The following is a 17,849-nucleotide window of genomic DNA, read 5'->3' as shown; positions in this document are numbered from 1 at the left end:
CCACCCGAGCCAGACCCGCCGACCGCCCCGCACGCCCCGCACCCGCCCCGCACGCCCGCACCCGCCCCGCACCGCCCGAACCAGGGCCCACGACCGCCCCCACTCAGCACCGCCCCACCACTCACCCGAACCAGGCCCGGCACCCGCCCCGCGCCGGCCCGGCAGGCGTGAGAGCCGTCCCAAAACCCGGTAAACACCCCAAATCTCCGCGCTCGGCACCGTTCGCGAGCCTGCGGCGCGCCGGAGCGGGGCGTCGGGCATTCTTGGGGCTGAGTTGTCCATGGACGAGGGGACGAGGATGGGTGCTTCACCCGAGGTGACCGTGCCGGCGAGTGTCGAAAGCCCGGTGCCGCCGAAGGCTCCGGCCTCCGGGGTGGCCCGCTGGCTGCTCGAACACCGGGTCGCCCCCGTCGGCAGGCAGGGCGGCGAAGACCACGGCACGCCGCAGGCCTGGTGGAAGGTCATGTGCCTGACCGGCGTCGACTACTTCTCCACCCTCTCCTACCTGCCCGGCATCGCCGCGCTCGCCGCCGGGGCGCTGTCTCCGCTCGCCACGCTGCTGATCGTCGCCCTCACCTTGCTCGGCATGCTGCCGATGTACCGGCGCGTCGCGCGCGAAAGCCCGCACGGGCAAGGCTCCGTCGCGATGCTCGAAGACCTGCTGCCGTTCTGGCGGGGCAAGCTGTTCGTCCTGACGCTGCTGGGGTTCGTCGCCACGTCGTGGATCATCACGATCACGCTGTCCTCGGCGGACGCCACCGTGCACATGCTGGAAAACCCGTACGTGCCGGGCTTCCTGCACGGGCACGCCGTGCTGATCACCGTCGTGCTGCTGCTGATCCTCGGCGGCGTCTTCCTGCTGGGCTTCAGCGAGGCCGTCGGCGTCGCCATCCCGCTCGTCGCCGTCTTCCTGCTGCTCAACGGCGTGGTCACGGTGGTCAGCGTGATCGACCTGCTCGGCAGCTCCGCCGACCTGACCCGCTGGACCGACGCGCTGACCGCGGGCGGCGGCGGGTTCACCGGGTTGATCGGGCCCGCCGTCGTCGCGTTCCCGCTGCTGGTGCTGGGCCTGTCCGGGTTCGAAACCGGCGTCAGCATGATGCCGCTGGTCAAGGCGGACGGGAAGACCGCGGAGGAGCGGCTGGAGTCGCGGATCCGCAACACGCGCAAGCTGCTGACCGCCGCCGCGCTGATCATGTCGGTGTTCCTGATCGCGACCAGCTTCATCACGACGGTGCTGATCCCGGCCGACGCCTTCAAGGACGGCGGCGAGGCCAACGGCCGCGCCATGGCCTACCTGGCCCACCACGAGCTCGGCGAGCTGTTCGGCACGGCCTACGACATCAGCAGCGTCCTGATCCTGTGGTTCGCCGGCGCGTCGGCGATGGCGGGGCTGATCAACATCGTCCCGCGTTACCTGCCGTCGTACGGCATGGCGCCGGAGTGGGGCCGCGCGGTGCGGCCGGTGGTGCTGGTGTACACGGCGATCAGCATCCTGATCACCATCGCGTTCGGCGCGGACGTCAACGCCCAGGCCGGCGCGTACGCGACGGGCATCCTGGCGATGATGGTCTCGGGAGCGGTCGCGGTGAGCATCTCGGCGATCCGCCGCCGCCAGCGCGGCGCGGCCATCGGGTTCATCGTCCTGACGCTGGTGCTGCTGTACGCGCTCGTCGAGAACGTCATCGAAAAGCCGGACGGCATCGCCATCTCGGCGCTGTTCATCCTGGGAATCATCATCGTCTCGCTGGTTTCCCGGGTTTCGCGCACGACGGAGCTGCGGGCCGAGCGCATCGAGTTCGACGAGGAAGCGCGCAGGTTCATCGCCGATTCCCTGGCGAACGACGGAGCCCTGCACATCATCGCCAACAAGCGCCAGGGCGGCGACCGCGCGGAGTACTCGGCAAAGGAAGCGGAGCAGCGCGGAATGAACCCGGTCCCGGGCGCGGCCGACATCCTGTTCCTGGAGATCGACGTGGTGGACCCGTCGGAGTTCAGCAACGTGCTGAAGGTCCACGGAGTCGACATCGACGGCTACCGGATCCTGCGCGCGAACAGCCCGGCGGCCCCGAACGCGATCGCGGCGATCCTGCTGGCGCTACGGGACGTGACGGGCGTCCGCCCCCAGTGCCATTTCGAGTGGTCGGAGGGCAACCCGCTGGGGCACTTGTTCCGCTACCTGATCCTCGGCCGAGGCGACACGGCCCCAGTGGTCCGCGAGATCATCCGCAGCGCGGAGAAGGACCCGACCCGCCGCCCAGGCATCCACGTAGGAGGCTGACGGCGCAAAGGCCGAGCAGCAAACGCGCAGCCGAAAGACCACCCGAACCGCAACCCACACCCCCGCAACCCCGATCCAAAGCCAGAACACGGCCGTAGTCACAATCAGACATCGGGGTGGCGACGCAGAAACCGCACCGGCGAGCGCAAACCCGGAGGCGGCAACCCGGCCACCGGGACCGCGGCCGCCTCTCTCCCTCGCTGACCCAAGCGCCCCAATGTGGCCCTCGGTGCGTCAGACGCACCCAAGGCGGCCTTCGGTGCGTCAGACGCAACCAAGGCCGCCTTGGGGCGCTTTTCCGGTCGCGAACCGTACCGAAGCTCGAAACCTCCCCCGGTTACCCGACCGGGCACCGGACACGCGTGCCGGTTTATCGCCAAAGCGCCCGGGTAGCCAGCCGCCCTACGAAGGGCACCGGATGTGCCTCTCCGGCAAGGAGGTCGAGATGACACAGGGACCCGGCGGCCAGTCACCGCCGTCGACGACGGAAACCGCCAAGACCGAAGCCCGCGAAGTCGCTTCGACGGCCGCCGACCGCGGAAGCGAGGTCGCCCAGACGGCGGCCGAAGAGGCGAAGCACGTCGCGACGCACGCCCAGCGGGAAGCGCGCGACCTGCTCCGCGAAGGCCGGGAGCAGCTGCAGTCCCAGGCGAGGGAAGGCCAGCAGAAGGCGGCACAGAGCCTCAACGAGCTGGCGGGCCAGCTGGAGCGGATGGCGGAGCAGACGGACTCGCCGGGCCTCGCGGCCGACATCGCCCGGCAGGTGTCCGACCGGACCCGCTCGGTGGCGGACTGGCTGGAGCACCGCGAACCGGGCGACCTCCTGGACGAGGTCCGGCGCTTCGCCCGCCGCCGCCCGGGCACGTTCCTGGTGGGCGCGGCGGTGGCGGGCGCGCTCGTCGGACGGCTCACCCGCGGCGTCGTCGCCCAGCAGCAGGAAAAGAACTCGCCGGACGGTCAGGCGGCACCGCAACCGCACGCGGGCCCGGCGGGGAGGCCGCCCGTGCCCCCGGCCACCACCCAGCCCGGCGCGATCCCGCCCTCCACCACCGCACCGCAGCAGGGTGGAATCCCGGCTCCGGGCTCGATCCCGCCCGCCGCCCCGCAGCCCGGCGGAGTCCCGGGCACCCCGCCCGCACCGGCGCCGGGCGGATACACCGCACCCCAGCCAGGCGGAGTCCCCGGCGCCCCGCCCGCACCGGCGCCGGGCGGGTACACCGCCCCACAGCCGCCGGACGCGCTGCCGCAGCCGAGCCCCCGCTTCTCCGCGCCCGGGCAGGTGCCGTGATGACGCAGGTACCCGGGTCCGCCTCGCCGGCGGAGCAGCCCGTCGACGTCGCCGGCTCCTCGGTCGGCGAGCTGATGTCCAACGTCATGAAGGACCTCTCCACCCTGGTGCGGCAGGAGGTGGAGCTGGCCAAGGCCGAGACGAAGGCCGAAGCCACCAAGGCGGCCAAGGGCGCCGGGATGTTCGGCGGAGCCGGGTTCGCCGGCTACATGGTCCTGCTGTTCCTCTCGGTCGCGCTGTGGCAGGGCCTGGAAAACGTGATGGACGGCGGCTGGGCCGCGCTCATCGTCGCCGTCGTGTGGGCGATCGCCGGCGCGGTGCTCTACGCCACCGGGCGGCGGGAGTTCCGCCGGGTCAACCCCAAACCCGAACGCACCGTCGAGACCCTGCAGCAGGTCCCGGACGCACTGAAAGGCGAACGACCATGACCGAACCCGAGCGGCTCCGCCGCGAAATCGAAGGCACGCAACGGAACCTGAGCACCGACGTCAACGCGCTGACCGAGAAGGTGAGCCCGGGCCGCATCGTGGAACGCCGTGTCGGCAGGCTGCGCTCGGCGATCGGCAACGCGCGGGACCGGGTGATGGGCACGGCGGCGGACCACGCGTCCACGGCGGGCGACAAGGTGGGATCGGTGGCGTCCACGGCACAGGACAAGGTGGGTTCGGTGGCTTCGACCGCGCAGGACAAGGTGAGCTCGGCGGCCGACGCCGTGAGCGACGCCCCGCAGCAGATCCGCCGCGGCACGCAGGGCAACCCGCTGGCGGCCGGCCTGATCGCCTTCGGCGCGGGCTGGCTCGTGTCGTCGCTGCTGCCGGCGAGCGAGCCGGAGCGCCGGCTGGCCGGCCAGGCGACGGACCTCGCGCGCGAGCAGCTGGCCCCGGTGGCCAAGCACGCGGCCGACGACCTCAAGGAGAACCTGCGCGAGCCGGTCCAGCAGGCCGTCGAGTCGGTCCGCTCGGAGGCGGCGGACAGCGTGTCCACCGTCAAGGAGGAGGCGCAGTCGGCCACCGGCGAGGTCACCGACCGCGCGCAGGAAGCCCAGCACAACGTGCGCTCGTCGTGAACCCCCGGGGCGCGGCGCGGCCGGTGCCGGCCGCGCCGTGCCCCGGAAGTTCAGCCGGAACCCACGCGCGGGCCATCCCGGCGGGGTAGCTTGCTGGGCGTGAAGACGAGGATGCCGCTCGCCCTGGCCCTGTCCGCCGCGCTCACCCTCGCGCTGAGCTGCCCGGCCTCCGCCGCGGGGGACGTGCTCGCGCCGGGGCTGACCGTCTCCACCACCGTCACCGGCGAAGGCACCGGCCACAACTCCTGGACCGTCACCACGCAGGTACCCGGCGGGTCGAGCCCCGACCCGGACGCGCCGCCGTCCGCGCTGGGGACCCGCGAGCACGCCGACGCGCTGGTGACTTCCCTGCGGGCCAAGGGGTTCGCCGCACGCGCCGAAGAGGTCGACTGGCCCGCCTTCGCCGACACACCGCGCGGACCTCTCGGCTGGCGGGTGCGCGTCGGGTCCTTCGCCGACCGCGCGCAGGCCGCCGCCACCGCGAGCGCCATGACCGCGCACGGCTTCACCGGCACCGTCGAGTGGACCGGCCAGGACGGACCGGAAGCCCAAGGGCCGCAACGCGTCCGCGTCGCCGTCGTCGACCCGCGGCGGTTCACCGGACGCGTCGTCGCCTCCCACGGCGATTCGGTGGCGGGGCGGCGCACGACGTCGGCGCTCGCGGCCGCCGCCGGGGCGCTCGTCGGCACCAACGGTGGCTTCTTCGTCATCGACCCGAAGGACGGCATCCCGGGCGAGCCGGCCGGCGCCGGCGTCTACCAGGGCCTGCTGCAGAGCGAAGCCACTTCGTCGCGGCCCGCCCTGCTGCTCGGCGAGCGGGCGTCGATCGGCGTGCCGCGGACCGTCGTCACCGTCGGCGGCCGCGAGGTGAACGGCGTCAACCGCAAGCCGGGGATCATCCGCAACTGCGGCGAACCCGGTGACGTCCCCACCGACCGGCCCCGGCACGACACGACCTGCACCCACCCGGACGAGCTCGTGCTGTTCACACCGCAGCTGGGCACCACCACCCCGGCCGGCGACGGGGTCGAAGCCGTGCTGGACGCCCGGGACGTCGTCACGGCGGTGCGTCCGGCCGGCGGCGAAGTCCCGGCGGGCGGGCACACCGTCCAGGGCGTCGGCGCGGCCGCCGCGTGGCTGACCGAGCACGCGCGGCCGGGCCGGAAACTGGCGGTCAGCACGCGGCTGTTCGACGGATTCCGCCCGGTCCACCCCGCCGGCGTGGTCAACGGCGGCCCGTGGCTGGTCCGCGACGGCCGCGTCGCGGTGGACGCGGCGGCGGACGGCATCGTGCACCCCGGCGACCCGTCGTTCGTGTACGGCTGGGGTGTCAAGCGCAACCCGCGCACGATGGTGGGCCTCGACCGCCGGGGACGCCTGCTGATCGTGACCGCCGACGGCCGTCAGCCGGGGTTCAGCGAAGGGCTTTCCCTGCTGGAGGGCGCGCAGCTGATGGCGCGGCTGGGCGCGGTGACCGCGATCAACCTCGACGGCGGCGGCTCGACGGCGATGGCGATCGGCGGCAAGCTGGTCAGCTCGCCCTCGGACGCGACGGGTGAGCGCCCGGTCGGCGACGCGGTGCTCGTCGTGCCCCGCTGAGTCAGGCCGTGGCGAGTACCGCGATGCCGAACGCCAGCAGCGCGGCCACCTTGAGCACCTCGAGTCCGATGTAGACGAAGTGGGCGTGGCTGCGCGGGCCGTCTTCGCCCGCCAGCACGCGGTCCGAACGGCGGGTCAGGGCCGGCCGCACGGCGACGAGCTGGACGACCAGCGCCACGACGGCGACGGCCGCGAAGACGACCGGCAGCGTCGCCCGTGGCCCGGCGACCAGGCACGCGGCGAGCCCGAGTGCGAACCCGGCCTCGACCCGGTTGAGCGCGGCGAACACGACCCGGCCGATGCCCAGCCCGAGCGGCAGCGTGACGCCGGGGGCGCGGAACTTCAGCGGCGCTTCGAGGAACGAGATGGCCAGCACCATGCCCAGCCAGGTGAACGTGATCGCGGTGGCGACGGTCATGCGGCCTCCGGGGACGTCATGGCTGCCAGGGTAGCCACCGCGAAATCCGGTGGGCGGGACGGCCGCCGCCGGATAGGGTCGTGGTGACCGTGACTCGACGCCGGGAGGTGAGCACCATGAACGCTGTTTCGATGTGGGTGCTCCCCTCGTCGTCACGGTCGGGCGGCTGACGGAGGGCCGCCGGGAGCGCTTCGAGCACTCCCGAAGGAGAACTCCATGCACACTTCACGTTTCATCGCGGGCGATCCCGCGGTGGTGATCGCGCGGGTCGCCCAGCGCCACTGGCACGCGCTGGCCGACGACCGGGTGATCGGCCGCGGCGAAGCCTCGCCGCGGCCCGACGGGCGGACCTTCCTCAGCATCGACGCCTGGCACCGGCCGGTCTTCGACCGGCTCGCCGACGCGATGCTGGCGGACCTCCCGTCCCCGCTGTACACGGTCGTCGACGAAGTGGACCGCGAGCTGACGGCCGGGTGGCAGCGGGCCGGCTTCACGACCCGGCGCCGGGAATGGGACTACGTCGTGCCCACCGGCCCGCGGGTCGCCGGGCTCGCCGTCCCGCCGGACGTGACCATCGGGCCCGCGGACGAGGGTCCGCTGCGCGCACTGGACCGCGTGATCCGCGCCGAGGTCGAGGCGAGCGTCGGCTGGCAGGAGATGCCGGCGGAGGTCCGCCCCCGCGCGGCCGGCGACACGATCGTGGACCCGGCGCTGTACACGGTGGCGGCCGAAGCGGGCCGGTACGTCGGCCTGATCCGGGTGGTGCAGGCGACCCGGCTGCCGCGGATCGGGCTGATCGCGGTCCGCGCCGGACACCGGCGCCGCGGCATCGCCCGCGCGCTGCTGGCCCACGCGCTGGGCGCGCTGCACGAGTCGGGCATCCCGGCGGCGACGGCCGAGGTGAACGAAGCCAACCCGGCGGCAACGGCGTTGTTCGGCGGAATCGGCGGCGCCCGCCGGATGAGCAGCGCCCTGGAGCTGGTGTTCCATGGCGAATAAGACAGGGGGCATCGAAGTCGAGGGCACGGTGGTCGAGTGCCTGCGCAACGCCACCTTCAAGGTGGAGCTGCCGAACGGGCACCAGGTGCTGGCCCACATCAGCGGGAAGATCCGCAAGAACTACATCAAGATCCTCCCGTACGACCGGGTGCTGGTGGAGCTGAGCCCGTACGACCTCGGCCGCGGGCGGATCCTGTTCCGGTACCGGACGTAGCCGCGGGGCCGGGGCGCGGTCCGGACCGCGCCCCGGCCACTGCCGCACGAACCCGCGGCAGGTGCGAGCGCGACCGGCCGGCACACCTCGGGCGACGAACTCGGCGTGCAGCTCGTCGATGTCGTCGGCCGGCAGTTCCACCTGGACGAACGCGCGCAGGCGAGTGGTTTCGCGCTCGGCCGCCGCGCCCAGTTGCAGCAGGCTCAGCGTGCCTGTGCCCAGCCGGAGCAGTGCGAACCGGCTGGTGCGGACTTCGGTCGCGAAGCCGGGCGATCGTTCCGACGCGGCACCCGCTTGCCCGGGAGCCTAGCCGATCCGCGCCGCGGATTCCGCCGGCAGCCGGTAGACCGACACGTGCGAGGGTGACTCCGTCGTGAACTCCGCGCCCGTCCAGTCCGCGTGCCGGGACTCCAGCTCGAACCCCGCCAGGCGGCCCATCAGGTCGAGTTCCGCCGGCCAGATGTAGCGCTGCGGGCACCGGCTCACCCGCGCCTGGCGGCCCTCCCCGAACGTGAAGTGGTGGGACACCAGGTGCTGGCGCACCGGGTCGTACGTGTCCACCCCGACGTACCCCGGCTCGGCGGTGAACACCAGGGCTTCCTGGCCCGGCGGCAGCCGCCGCAGCTCGGGGACGCCCAGCTCGATCACGAACCGGCCGCCCGGATCCAGGTGACGGGCCGCGTTGCGGAAGCACTCGATCTGCTCCTCCTGCGTCAGCAGGTTCCCGATCGTGTTGTACACCAGGTAGACCAGCGAAAACCGGCCCGGCGCGGTCGCCGTCGCCATGTCGCCGGCCACCACCGGGATCGCCGCCTTCTTCCGCAGCTGCCCGATCATCGGCCGGGACAGCTCGATGCCCGTGACGGACACCCCGCGCGCGGCCAGCGGGACGGCCACGCGGCCGGTGCCGATCGCGAATTCGAGGACCCGGCCGCCGCCGGCCAGCTCGGCGAGGCGGTCCACCACCGGTTCCAGCACCTCCGGCGCGAACACGCCGCGGCCCGGCGTGTCGTACCGCTCGGCCGCTTCGACGTCCCAGATGTCTTCTTGACGCACGTCCCCACCCTCGGGTGTGACCGGCGACACTGTCCACCGAATATCCGTCACCACCCATTCTTGCCCGATTCCGGGCAAGAATTTGGGTTTCGGGGCCCGTGCAGGGCATGATGGCCGGCGTGGAAGACATCGTCGAGCGGGTGGCCGCGTCCACCGGCCTGCCGCCGGGCGTGGCCGCCCGCGTGGTCGACGACGTGCTCGCCTTCTACCGGACCCCGGCCGAGGAGTACGTCCGGCAGCGGCACCGCGAGCTGCAGGCCGAGGGCCGGAAGAACCCCGAGATCTTCCCGCTGATCGCCGCGGAGCTGCGGGGCAGGCTCGTCGCCGCGCCCGTGCTGTCCGAGCGCCAGCTGCGTCGCATCGTCTACGGCTGAAACGCCCTGAAAGCAGGTTCGCCATGTGCGGAATCGTCGGTTACATCGGCGGCCAGAACGCCGCTCCCATCCTCCTCGAGGGCCTGACCCGGCTGGAGTACCGCGGCTACGACTCCGCGGGCATCGCCGTCCTCGGTGCGAAGGGCACCCCGCAGGTGCACCGCGTCGTCGGCCGGGTCCGCAACCTCGCCGCGGCGCTGCCCAAGCGCCTCACCGGCAAGGCCGGCATCGGGCACACGCGGTGGGCCACGCACGGGCCCGCGTCGGAAGACAACGCGCACCCGCACACGTCCGAGGACGGCCGCATCTGCGTCGTCCACAACGGGATCATCGACAACGCCGACGCGTTGCGCGCCCAGCTCGCCGACGCCGGGGTCACCCTGACCTCCGAGACCGACACCGAGGTGCTCGCTCACCTGATCGCCCGCGCGGACGCCGCCACCCTCGAAGACGCCGTCGTCGAGGCGGTGTCGCGGATCACCGGCACGTACGCGATCGCCGTGACCGACAGCGCGCACCCGGATCGCCTGGTCATCGCGCGCAACGGCTCGCCGCTGATCATCGGCGTCGGTGAGCGGGAAATGTTCGTCGCCAGCGACCTCGCCGCGCTCGTCCGGCACACCTCGCAGGTCGCACACCTCGACGACGGCGAGTTCGCGACGGTCTTCGCGACCGGCTACCGGACCTTCACCGTCGACGAGAGCGACACGACGAAGCCCGCCACCGAGATCGGCATCGCGGCCGAGGACCTCGACCTCGGCGGCTTCCCGCACTACATGGCCAAGGAGATCCAGGAGCAGCCGGAGTCCGTCGAGCGGATGATCCGCGGCCGGCTGGACGACCGGTTCGGCGTCGCCCGCCTCGACGGGCTCAACCTGACGCCGCGGGAGCTGCGCGGGTTCAGCCGCGTGAAGATCCTCGGCTGCGGCTCGGCGTACTACGTCGGCCAGATCGGCGCGACGATGATCGAGGAGCTGGCGCGGATCCCGGCCGACGCCGAAGCCGCGTCGGAGTTCCGCTACCGCAACCCGATCATCGAAGCGGACACGCTCTACATCGCGGTCAGCCAGTCCGGCGAGACGATCGACACCGCGTTCGCCGTCGAGGAGATCAAGCGCAAGGGCGGCCGGGTCGCCGGGCTGGTCAACGTCGTCGGCTCGACCATCGCCCGCGCCTGCGACGGCGGCGTCTACCTGCACGCGGGTCCGGAGATCGCGGTCGCCTCCACCAAGGCGCTGACCAACATGGCCGTCGGCTTCGCCATGATCGCCCTGGCGCTCGGGCGGGTCCGCGATCTGTCCAATGCGGACGGTCAGCGGATCATCGCCGCGATCCGCGCCCTGCCGGGGCAGATCAAGGCCGTCCTGGACACCGAGCCGCTGATCGCCGAGCACGCGAAGGCCGCGGCCGCCGCGAACAGCCTGTTCTTCATCGGCCGGGTCCGCGGCTACCCGGTGGCCCGCGAGGGCGCGCAGAAGTTCAAGGAGATCTCCTACCGCCACGCCGAGGCGTACCAGACGTCGGAGCTCAAGCACGGCCCGCTGGCCCTGATCGACGAGTCGCTGCCGACGGTGGCGGTCGTGCCCGCCGACGAGCTCGCCGACCGCAACCTGGCGGCGGTCCAGCAGATCAGGGCCCGCGGCGGCGCGGTGCTGGCGATCACCCACGAAGACGTCGACTTCGGCGAGCTGGACGTCCCGCGGATCGTGGTGCCGCGGACCGAGCCGGAGCTGGACCCGATCCTGCTGACGATCCCGCTGCAGCTGCTCGCCTACCACGCGGCGCTGACGCTCGGCTACGACATCGACAAGCCGCGCAACCTCGCCAAGTCGGTCACCGTGGAGTGAGGAAGGTTCACGGGCCGCCGAGCTCGGGGGGTCGCGGGCCGCCAAGCCTTGGGGCGCGTCACTCCCGCTCCACCCTCCGGAGGCCCGCCCCCGGCGTCCACCACTCCACGACCAGCAGCGTCGCCGCCGGGTTCAGGTGCGTGTGGACCACCTCGGTGATGTCCGCGCGGAAGCTCTCGCCGTCCACCGGCACCGCGCGGCCCGCGATCTTCGCCTCGCCCGGCCAGTCCGCTTCGGCGCCTTCGACCGGGTCGACCGTCGCGCCGTGCAGCGCGAACCGCGGGTCGCGCAGCAGGTCCGCGCCTTTGCGGGCCCCCGGCATCGAGCCGAACGTCAGCTCGCCGTCCGCGAACGTCGTCTCGATGCCGGAGATCCGCGGCGAACCGTCGGCACGCAGGGTCGCGATCGTCTTGTGCCGGTGCGCGTCGAACAACGCCCGTACGCGCCCGGCGAACTCCGGCTCCGCCGCTGCGAAATCACGCCACGCCGTCATCCCGCCATGATGTCAGCCCCGCGATGAGCAGGCCGACCAGGCGGCGCGCGTCGTAGTCCGGGTTGTCCTCCGCGCCGACGCACAGGTTCCCCACTCCCCGCATCAGCTCCAGGGGACGGACCCGCGCGGTCAGCCCGGCGGCTTCGAGCAGCTGCGCGCACACCGGGACCAGCCGGTCCAGGAAGTACGCGTGCAGCGAGTCGAAGCCGTCGCCCTGCAGGACCCCGGCGAGCCCGTGCTTGGTCACCAGGAAGTCGACGAACAGGTCGATCCACCGCGCCAGCGCCGCGCGCGGGGACTCCGCCGACGCCAGCAGCTGCGGCCCGGCCTCCGCGCACGCCTCCACCTGGTGCCGGTAGACGGCGACGATCAGGTCCGCCCGCGTCGGGAAGTGGCGGTAGATCGTGCCCATGCCGACGCCGGCCTTCGCCGCGATGTCGCGCACCGGCGCGTCGACCCCCGACGCGACGAAGACCGCGGCCGCCGCGTCCAGCAGCGTCTTCTCGTTGCGCCGCGCGTCGGCGCGCTTGGGTTTGCCCACCACTTCCTCCCGGGGGTTGCTAAACGGAACATTGCTCCGTATCGTGAGCGGAGCAACGTTCCGTTTGCTCATCATGTCACGGAGGACCCTGAAATGCAGTACCGCACCCTGGGGCGCACCGGCGTCCAGGTCAGCACCCTCGCGCTCGGCGCGATGAACTTCGGCGCCATCGGGCGCACCACCCAGGACGAGGCCACCGCCATCGTCGACGCCGCGCTCGAAGCCGGCGTCAACCTGATCGACACCGCCGACATGTACGGCCAGGGCGAATCGGAGGTCATGGTCGGCAAGGCGATCGCCGGACGGCGCGACGACCTCGTGCTGGCCACCAAGGCGGCCATCCCGATGGGCGACGAGCGCAACCACCAGGGCACTTCGCGCCGCTGGCTGGTCACCGCGCTCGACGACAGCCTGCGCCGCCTCGGCGTCGACCACGTCGACCTCTACCAGATGCACCGCTGGGACCCGCGCACCAGCGACGAGGAAACGCTTTCCGCGCTGACCGACCTGCAGCGCGCGGGCAAGATCCGGTACTTCGGCTCCTCGACGTTCCCCGCCTACCGGATCGTCCAGGCGCAGTGGGCCGCCCGCGAGCACCACCTGGGCCGGTACGTCACCGAGCAGCCCAGCTACTCGATCCTGCAACGCGGCGTCGAGGCCGGCGTGCTGCCGGTGACGCAGGAGTACGGCCTCGGCGTGCTGGCCTGGAGCCCGCTGGCCTCGGGCTGGTTGTCGGGCGCGGTCCGCGCGGGCCGGGAGATCACGACCCACCGCGCACAGACCTTGCCCCAGCGCTTCGACCTCACCGACCCGGCCAACCGGGCGCGGCTCGACGCCGTCGAGAAGCTGGTCAAGATCGCCGAGCAGGCCGGGCTGACGCTCATCCAGCTCGCCATCGGGTTCGTCACCGCGCACCCCGGCGTGACGAGCGCGCTCATCGGCCCGCGCACGCTCGGGCACCTGCGGTCGCAGCTCGAAGCCGCCGACACCGTGCTGCCCGCCGACGTGCTCGACGAGATCGACGCCGTCGTCGCGCCCGGCACCGACCTGGCCGCGCACGAGAAGTTCGACACTCCCCCCGCCCTGCTCGACCCCGCGCTCCGGAGGCGTTGATGGCACCCGGCTTCGGCATCATGACCGCGCCCATGCAGGTGGGCTACGACGAGATCCGGCGCGTCTGGCAGGAGGCCGACGCCGTCCCGGAACTCGAACACGCCTGGCTGTTCGACCACCTCATGCCGATCGCGGGCGACCCGGACGGCCCGGCCCTCGAAGGCTGGACGCTGCTTTCGGCGCTGGCCGCGGAGACCGCGCGGCTCCGGCTCGGCCTGATGGTGACCAGCAACCGCTTCCGGCCACCGGCGATGCTGGCGAAGATCGCGACCACCGTGGACATCGTGTCCGGCGGACGGCTCGACTTCGGCATCGGCGCCGGATCGCGGCCCAGCCACCCGGCGGCCCGCCGCGAGTACGACGCCCACGGCCTGCCGTACCACACCCAGGACGACGCCGTGGCCGCGCTCGCCGAGGCGTGCACCGTGATCCGTCGCTTGTGGACCGAGGACGAGCCGTTCGACTTCGACGGCGAGTACGTCCAACTGAAAGGTGCCTTCGGGAACCCGAAACCGGTCCAGCGGCCGCACCCGCCGATCATGATCGGCGGCCGGGCGAGCGCGACCCTGCGGGTGGTCGCCGAGCACGCCGACCAGTGGAACATCCCCGGCGGCGGCGACATCGACGACCTGGCCGGCCGCAGCAGGCTGCTCGACCGCTACTGTGAAGAGATCGGGCGCGACCCGACGGAGATCACCCGCTCGATCGTCCTGCCCGTCGACTACGGCAAGCCGGCGGCCACCAGGGAGAAGATCGGAGAGGCGACCGGCGCCGGATTCGGCCACGTCGTCCTGAACCTGCCGAGCCCGTACCCCGACGGCGTCGCGCGGTGGGTCGCCGACGAGCTGATCCGCTGAGCTCCTTGCCGGCTCCGGCCCGGTGATCAACGCCGGTTCCTAGTCCCGCCGGAAGAGGCCGGCGAGCAGGAACGGCTTGCCGAACAGGCCGGTGTCCTCCCGCATCGGCCGCAGTTCGGCTTCGGTGTAGGCGGCGAAGAGGCGGCGCAGCTCGTCCGCGGTGTAGGCGAGCCCGCCGTGCAGGCTGCCGTCGCGGTAGAGCTGCGCGTCCGGGATCTCGGTGCCCGCGTCCGGGTCGCCGGTTCCCGCGGCGAAGCACACCAGGCCGAAGTGACCGCCGGGCGCGAGGTGGCGGTCCAGCAGGGCCAGGTAGCTGATCCGCCGGTGCGGGGCGAGGTGGTGCAGGCAGCCGGAGTCGTAGATCAGGTCGTACCGCTCGTGCGGGAGGTCCACGGCGAAGATGTCGGCGAGGTGGAAGCGGACACCGGGAGCACGTTCGCGCGCCCAGGCGATGGCGGCGGGCGACACGTCGACCGCGTCCACCTCGTAGCCGGCTTCGGCGAGCCGGCGGGCGTTGCGGCCCGGCCCGCAGCCCAGCTCCAGCGCGCGGCCGCCGCGGAGGCGGCCGTCGCGGAGCCAGGCGTCGAGGTTTTCGTCGGGCTGCGGCACGAAGAACGGGACAGGCCGGTCGCGGTCGGCGTAGAGCCCGTCCCACGCCGGGCCGCCGCCGAAAAGCCCGTCCAGGACGCGCAGCAGGTCCTCGACCGACCGGATCTCGCGGTTCACCGCTCGACGCGCTCGCGCACGGCTCGCAGTTCCTCGTCGACGACCGCCATCTGCGCGTCGACGGCCGATGGGTCCGTGTCCTCGGGGAAGAACAGGCTGAAGATCAGCTCGGCACCGGTCAGGTTGGGCACCGCGCGGGTGAACATGCCGAGGTTCGGCGCGTCCGCGCTGACGAAGTCGACGACACCCTGCGGTTTGGCGGCTTTCACCACGACTTTCCGGGCTCCGGCGCCGGTCTGGACGCGCCAGACGTCGTCGTGGTCGTGGTCGACCGCGGAAGCGAAGCCGGGCGCCCACTCGGGCAGGTGACGGGCGTCGGAAAGGTACTCGACCACGCGCTCGGGCGGCGCGGCGACGGAGATGGAGCGCGTCTCGGCACGCCCCGGCTGGAATGAGGTCATGCGGCAAACGATACGCATCTGCTTATCATTTGTCCACGCGTAAAATCCCGCCGGTGAACGAGGACGACGATCTCGGCGCGCTCTGCGCGGGCGCGGGCCGCGCGCTGGCCGAGGCCGAGCGCCCGGTCCTGGAAGCGCACGGGCTCTCGATGTGGCAGTACGTCGTGCTGTCGGCCCTCGCCGCGGGGGCGGCACCGAGCCAGCTGGCGCTGGCCCAGCAGATCCACTACGACAAGACACGGCTGATCGCGCTGCTCGACCGCCTGGTCGCCGCGGGACTGGTGAGCCGCGAGCCGGACCCGGTGGATCGCCGCAACCGCATGGTCCGCCTGACCCCGGAAGGCACCCGTCGCCACGCGGCGGTTCGCGACGGCATCCGCGAGGTGGAAGATCGTCGGCTGGCCGGGCTGAGCGCCGAAGAACGGCGGGTGCTGCGGGTGGCGCTGGCGCACCTGGCGAACTCGATGTGAGGTGACCGGCTCTTTCCGTCAGGCAGCGGAAAGAGCCGGTCAACGCTTCTCAGCCCAGCGAGCAGAGCGTCCCGTTCAGGGTGAACGCCGTCGGCAGGATGTTCGGGCCGCCGTAGTCCGCGACGAACCCGACGTCGGCTCCGGAGGCGAGGGACGCCGACGACGTCACCGTCACCGTGGCCCCTTCCTGGCTCCACGTGCCGTTCCAGCCGCTGGTCATGTGCTGACGCGCCGTCGGCCAGGTGAACGTCAGCGTCCAGTCGCCGGTCGTGGCGGCCGAGACCACGTGGATGCCGCCGACGAAACCGCTGGCCCAGTCGTTCTGGTCGGTCAGCCGGACCGTGCAGCTGCTCGAAACCGGCGCTCCCGTCGTCAACGTCGACGGCGGTGACGCCCACGACACGTTCCCCGCCGCGTCGCGGGCCAGCACGTTCACCGTGTAGCGCGTGCCCGGGACCAGGTTGCCCACCGTCAGCGTCGTCGACGCCGTCTCGCCCCACTCCTCGCTGACCGCGCCGTTCTGGCGGTACACCTCGTACTTCGCGACCGGGGCCGGGGACGCCGGCCAGCTGATCGTCGCCGTCCGGTCGGTCGTCGTCGCCGTCGGCTGGCCGGGCGCCGGCGGGCGGGCCGCCGCGGCGGCGGGGTGCAGCACCAACGTCGTCAGCGAGTACGGCGGCAACGTCTGCGAGAACGCCGAACCCGCCGCCGCGGCGGAAATCGACGTTGCCCCGTTGGTGAACGTGTACACCTGCGATCCGGCCGCCGGCGTGTAGCCCGCGTAGCCGAGCGTCACCGCACGCTCCGCCGCCGGATCCTTGTTCACCAGCAGCACCGCGAGGTTCCCGTCCGGGCGGCGGACCGCGTGCGCGTCGATCAGCGGGTCGTCCGCCCCGGCGCGGACGAACTGGTCACCCGGACGCGCGAACGTGCTCAGCATCCGCAAGCCGTAGTAGGGCGCGAACGGCGTGTTGAGCGCGGGCTCGCAGGCGCCGTCCGCGAGGCAGGTCGCGCTGGACAGCAGGCCCGAGTCGCCGTAGTCGGTCTGACCGGCCACTGTGGACACAGCCGTGCCGCCGTTGTGCGTGTCCCACCAGTCGACGGTGAACACCCCGTTCTCCAGCAGCGAGCTGTAGGTCTCGGCGGCGAACAGCGCGCCCGGCTGGGTGTCCATGCCGACCGGGGTGTTCGTCTCGGTCAGCGCGATGCCGAGCGGACGGCCCGCGTACCGCGTGATCTCGTCCCGCGCCAGGTAGATCATGTCGTCCACCTGCTCGGGCTTCGTCAGCGCTTCCGCGGCCGTCGCCCCGGTCGGGTACCAGTGCAGGATGACGAAGTCGACGTGCGGGCCCGCGATCGAGAGCACGGTCTGGTTCCAGGTGCCGGTGTCCCCCGTCCCGACGATCCCGTCCGGCCAGTTCCCCGGCGTCGTGAGCACCGCGCCGATCTTGACACTCGGGTCGGCGGCCTTCATCGCGTCGGCGTAGGCGACGACGCCGGCGGCGTACGCGGCCGGCCCCTTGTCCGCGTGGTTGTCGGCTTCCCAGTTCGCGCCGTAGTGGCCGTTGCCGTAGAGCTCGTTGCCGATCTCCCAGTACTTGACGCCGTAGCCCTTCGTGACGTTGGCGTACCGCACCCAGTCGGCCGCCTCCTGCGGCGTCCCGGTGCCGTAGTTGGCGATGACGATCGGCTGGGCTCCGGCCCGCCGGACGCCGCCCATGAACGTGTCGAAATCGGTGCCGGGCGCCACGTACCCGCCGGGCGCGGTGTTGTCCTTCCAGTGGTAGATGTCGCCGTAGGAGCCGCCGGGATAGCGCATCGTGCGGACACCGGCCGCGTGGTACAGGTCGGCCACGGTGTCGGTGCCGAGCTGGCTGTCCCAGACCGCGTGGTTGACGCCGATCCCGGTGTCCGGCACGGCGGCCAGCCCCGCGCGCGCGTTGACCGTGACGGTCGCTTCGGGCGGGGCGCCGGCCGCGACGGCACCGGGTGCCGGTACCGCCAGCGCCAGCACGGCCGCCACCGGCCACGCCGCCCAGCGCAGACGTCGAACTGTCATGAAAAGTCCATCCTCACTCATGGGCACGAACGGATGGCTGAGAGCGC

Annotated in this window: 19 protein-coding genes; 12 read left to right on the top strand and 7 right to left on the bottom strand. The window is 72.4% G+C overall.

From position 1 onward, the window contains the following. The first annotated feature begins 298 nt into the window (after positions 1-298). The 5 genes from BT341_RS15470 to BT341_RS15450 all read left to right on the top strand — a co-directional run bounded on the left by BT341_RS15470 (position 299) and on the right by BT341_RS15450 (position 6,234). A complete protein-coding gene (locus BT341_RS15470) occupies positions 299-2,281 on the top strand; it encodes an APC family permease (protein ID WP_072476969.1) in 1,983 nt (660 codons plus the stop codon). A gap of 445 nt (positions 2,282-2,726) precedes the next feature. Beyond that, positions 2,727-3,569: a hypothetical protein gene (locus BT341_RS15465; RefSeq protein ID WP_072481973.1), complete on the top strand. Its 843-nt coding sequence runs from the start codon at positions 2,727-2,729 to the stop codon at positions 3,567-3,569. Next, entirely contained in the window at positions 3,569-3,997 is a 429-nt protein-coding gene (locus BT341_RS15460) for a phage holin family protein (protein WP_072476968.1), read from the top strand. Before BT341_RS15465 ends, BT341_RS15460 begins: the two co-directional genes overlap by 1 nt. Next, on the top strand, positions 3,994-4,635 hold the full coding sequence (locus BT341_RS15455; protein WP_072476967.1) for a DUF3618 domain-containing protein: 642 nt from the start codon (positions 3,994-3,996) through the stop codon (positions 4,633-4,635). Before BT341_RS15460 ends, BT341_RS15455 begins: the two co-directional genes overlap by 4 nt. Before the next feature lie 99 nt (positions 4,636-4,734). Beyond that, positions 4,735-6,234, top strand: coding sequence for a phosphodiester glycosidase family protein (locus tag BT341_RS15450; RefSeq protein WP_143168557.1), 1,500 nt, complete (start codon positions 4,735-4,737; stop codon positions 6,232-6,234). Position 6,235: 1 nt separating this feature from the next. Here the strand turns inward: BT341_RS15450 and BT341_RS15445 are convergent, their stop codons facing one another. Next, positions 6,236-6,652, bottom strand: coding sequence for a hypothetical protein (locus BT341_RS15445; RefSeq protein WP_072476966.1), 417 nt, complete (start codon positions 6,650-6,652; stop codon positions 6,236-6,238). 216 nt (positions 6,653-6,868) lie between these two features. Here BT341_RS15445 and BT341_RS15440 point away from each other — a divergent pair, with 216 nt between their 5' ends. Both BT341_RS15440 and infA read left to right on the top strand, forming a co-directional pair. Continuing rightward, positions 6,869-7,651: a GNAT family N-acetyltransferase gene (locus BT341_RS15440; protein ID WP_072476965.1), complete on the top strand. Its 783-nt coding sequence runs from the start codon at positions 6,869-6,871 to the stop codon at positions 7,649-7,651. Then, a complete protein-coding gene (gene infA, locus BT341_RS15435; protein WP_072476964.1) occupies positions 7,641-7,865 on the top strand; it encodes a translation initiation factor IF-1 in 225 nt (74 codons plus the stop codon). Before BT341_RS15440 ends, infA begins: the two co-directional genes overlap by 11 nt. A 306-nt stretch (positions 7,866-8,171) precedes the next feature. On the opposite strand, the gene BT341_RS15430 is transcribed toward infA, so the two are convergent. After that, entirely contained in the window at positions 8,172-8,921 is a 750-nt protein-coding gene (locus BT341_RS15430) for a class I SAM-dependent DNA methyltransferase (RefSeq protein ID WP_072476963.1), read from the bottom strand. A gap of 107 nt (positions 8,922-9,028) precedes the next feature. Between BT341_RS15430 and BT341_RS15425 the strand changes: the two genes are divergently transcribed. Together BT341_RS15425 and glmS are read left to right on the top strand one after the other, a co-directional pair. Next, a complete protein-coding gene (locus BT341_RS15425; protein WP_072481971.1) occupies positions 9,029-9,295 on the top strand; it encodes a hypothetical protein in 267 nt (88 codons plus the stop codon). 23 nt (positions 9,296-9,318) lie between these two features. Then, positions 9,319-11,142, top strand: a complete 1,824-nt coding sequence (gene glmS, locus BT341_RS15420; RefSeq protein ID WP_072476962.1) for a glutamine--fructose-6-phosphate transaminase (isomerizing) — start codon at positions 9,319-9,321, stop codon at positions 11,140-11,142. 58 nt (positions 11,143-11,200) lie between these two features. Here the strand turns inward: glmS and BT341_RS15415 are convergent, their stop codons facing one another. Continuing rightward, entirely contained in the window at positions 11,201-11,635 is a 435-nt protein-coding gene (locus BT341_RS15415; protein WP_072476961.1) for a pyridoxamine 5'-phosphate oxidase family protein, read from the bottom strand. Continuing rightward, positions 11,619-12,176, bottom strand: a complete 558-nt coding sequence (locus BT341_RS15410) for a TetR/AcrR family transcriptional regulator (protein ID WP_072476960.1) — start codon at positions 12,174-12,176, stop codon at positions 11,619-11,621. The genes BT341_RS15415 and BT341_RS15410 overlap by 17 nt, the downstream gene beginning before the upstream one ends. A 93-nt stretch (positions 12,177-12,269) precedes the next feature. Between BT341_RS15410 and BT341_RS15405 the strand changes: the two genes are divergently transcribed. Beyond that, the gene (locus tag BT341_RS15405; RefSeq protein ID WP_072476959.1) at positions 12,270-13,289 is read left to right on the top strand and encodes an aldo/keto reductase; all 1,020 of its coding nucleotides are present in this window, start codon (positions 12,270-12,272) and stop codon (positions 13,287-13,289) included. Next, entirely contained in the window at positions 13,289-14,146 is an 858-nt protein-coding gene (locus BT341_RS15400) for an LLM class flavin-dependent oxidoreductase (RefSeq protein ID WP_072476958.1), read from the top strand. Before BT341_RS15405 ends, BT341_RS15400 begins: the two co-directional genes overlap by 1 nt. 39 nt (positions 14,147-14,185) lie before the next feature. Here the strand turns inward: BT341_RS15400 and BT341_RS15395 are convergent, their stop codons facing one another. Continuing rightward, entirely contained in the window at positions 14,186-14,872 is a 687-nt protein-coding gene (locus tag BT341_RS15395; RefSeq protein ID WP_072476957.1) for a class I SAM-dependent methyltransferase, read from the bottom strand. Continuing rightward, positions 14,869-15,273, bottom strand: coding sequence for an SRPBCC family protein (locus BT341_RS15390; protein ID WP_072476956.1), 405 nt, complete (start codon positions 15,271-15,273; stop codon positions 14,869-14,871). The genes BT341_RS15395 and BT341_RS15390 overlap by 4 nt, the downstream gene beginning before the upstream one ends. 53 nt (positions 15,274-15,326) lie before the next feature. On the opposite strand from BT341_RS15390, the gene BT341_RS15385 reads away from it, so the two are divergent. Next, on the top strand, positions 15,327-15,743 hold the full coding sequence (locus BT341_RS15385; RefSeq protein WP_072476955.1) for a MarR family winged helix-turn-helix transcriptional regulator: 417 nt from the start codon (positions 15,327-15,329) through the stop codon (positions 15,741-15,743). 49 nt (positions 15,744-15,792) lie between these two features. On the opposite strand, the gene BT341_RS15380 is transcribed toward BT341_RS15385, so the two are convergent. Continuing rightward, entirely contained in the window at positions 15,793-17,802 is a 2,010-nt protein-coding gene (locus BT341_RS15380; RefSeq protein WP_177328812.1) for a cellulose binding domain-containing protein, read from the bottom strand. Positions 17,803-17,849 lie beyond the last annotated feature (47 nt).

The sequence above is a fragment of the Amycolatopsis australiensis genome, from assembly GCF_900119165.1.
In the GTDB taxonomy this organism is placed as follows: Bacteria; Actinomycetota; Actinomycetes; order Mycobacteriales; family Pseudonocardiaceae; genus Amycolatopsis; species Amycolatopsis australiensis.
This window is presented reverse-complemented; position numbering and strand designations above follow the sequence as displayed.

Excerpts from the sequence above, each read along its gene's own strand:
- BT341_RS15470 (WP_072476969.1), top strand. The coding sequence starts at position 299 with ATGGGTGCTTCACCCGAGGTGACCGTGCCGGCGAGTGTCGAAAGCCCG.
- BT341_RS15405 (WP_072476959.1), top strand. The coding sequence starts at position 12,270 with ATGCAGTACCGCACCCTGGGGCGCACCGGCGTCCAGGTCAGCACCCTC.
- BT341_RS15415 (WP_072476961.1), bottom strand. The coding sequence starts at position 11,635 with ATGACGGCGTGGCGTGATTTCGCAGCGGCGGAGCCGGAGTTCGCCGGG.
- BT341_RS15455 (WP_072476967.1), top strand. The coding sequence starts at position 3,994 with ATGACCGAACCCGAGCGGCTCCGCCGCGAAATCGAAGGCACGCAACGG.
- BT341_RS15445 (WP_072476966.1), bottom strand. The coding sequence starts at position 6,652 with ATGACCGTCGCCACCGCGATCACGTTCACCTGGCTGGGCATGGTGCTG.
- BT341_RS15460 (WP_072476968.1), top strand. The coding sequence starts at position 3,569 with ATGACGCAGGTACCCGGGTCCGCCTCGCCGGCGGAGCAGCCCGTCGAC.
- glmS (WP_072476962.1), top strand. The coding sequence starts at position 9,319 with ATGTGCGGAATCGTCGGTTACATCGGCGGCCAGAACGCCGCTCCCATC.
- BT341_RS15440 (WP_072476965.1), top strand. The coding sequence starts at position 6,869 with ATGCACACTTCACGTTTCATCGCGGGCGATCCCGCGGTGGTGATCGCG.
- BT341_RS15425 (WP_072481971.1), top strand. The coding sequence starts at position 9,029 with ATGATGGCCGGCGTGGAAGACATCGTCGAGCGGGTGGCCGCGTCCACC.
- BT341_RS15380 (WP_177328812.1), bottom strand. The coding sequence starts at position 17,802 with ATGACAGTTCGACGTCTGCGCTGGGCGGCGTGGCCGGTGGCGGCCGTG.
- BT341_RS15390 (WP_072476956.1), bottom strand. The coding sequence starts at position 15,273 with ATGACCTCATTCCAGCCGGGGCGTGCCGAGACGCGCTCCATCTCCGTC.
- BT341_RS15400 (WP_072476958.1), top strand. The coding sequence starts at position 13,289 with ATGGCACCCGGCTTCGGCATCATGACCGCGCCCATGCAGGTGGGCTAC.
- BT341_RS15465 (WP_072481973.1), top strand. The coding sequence starts at position 2,727 with ATGACACAGGGACCCGGCGGCCAGTCACCGCCGTCGACGACGGAAACC.
- infA (WP_072476964.1), top strand. The coding sequence starts at position 7,641 with ATGGCGAATAAGACAGGGGGCATCGAAGTCGAGGGCACGGTGGTCGAG.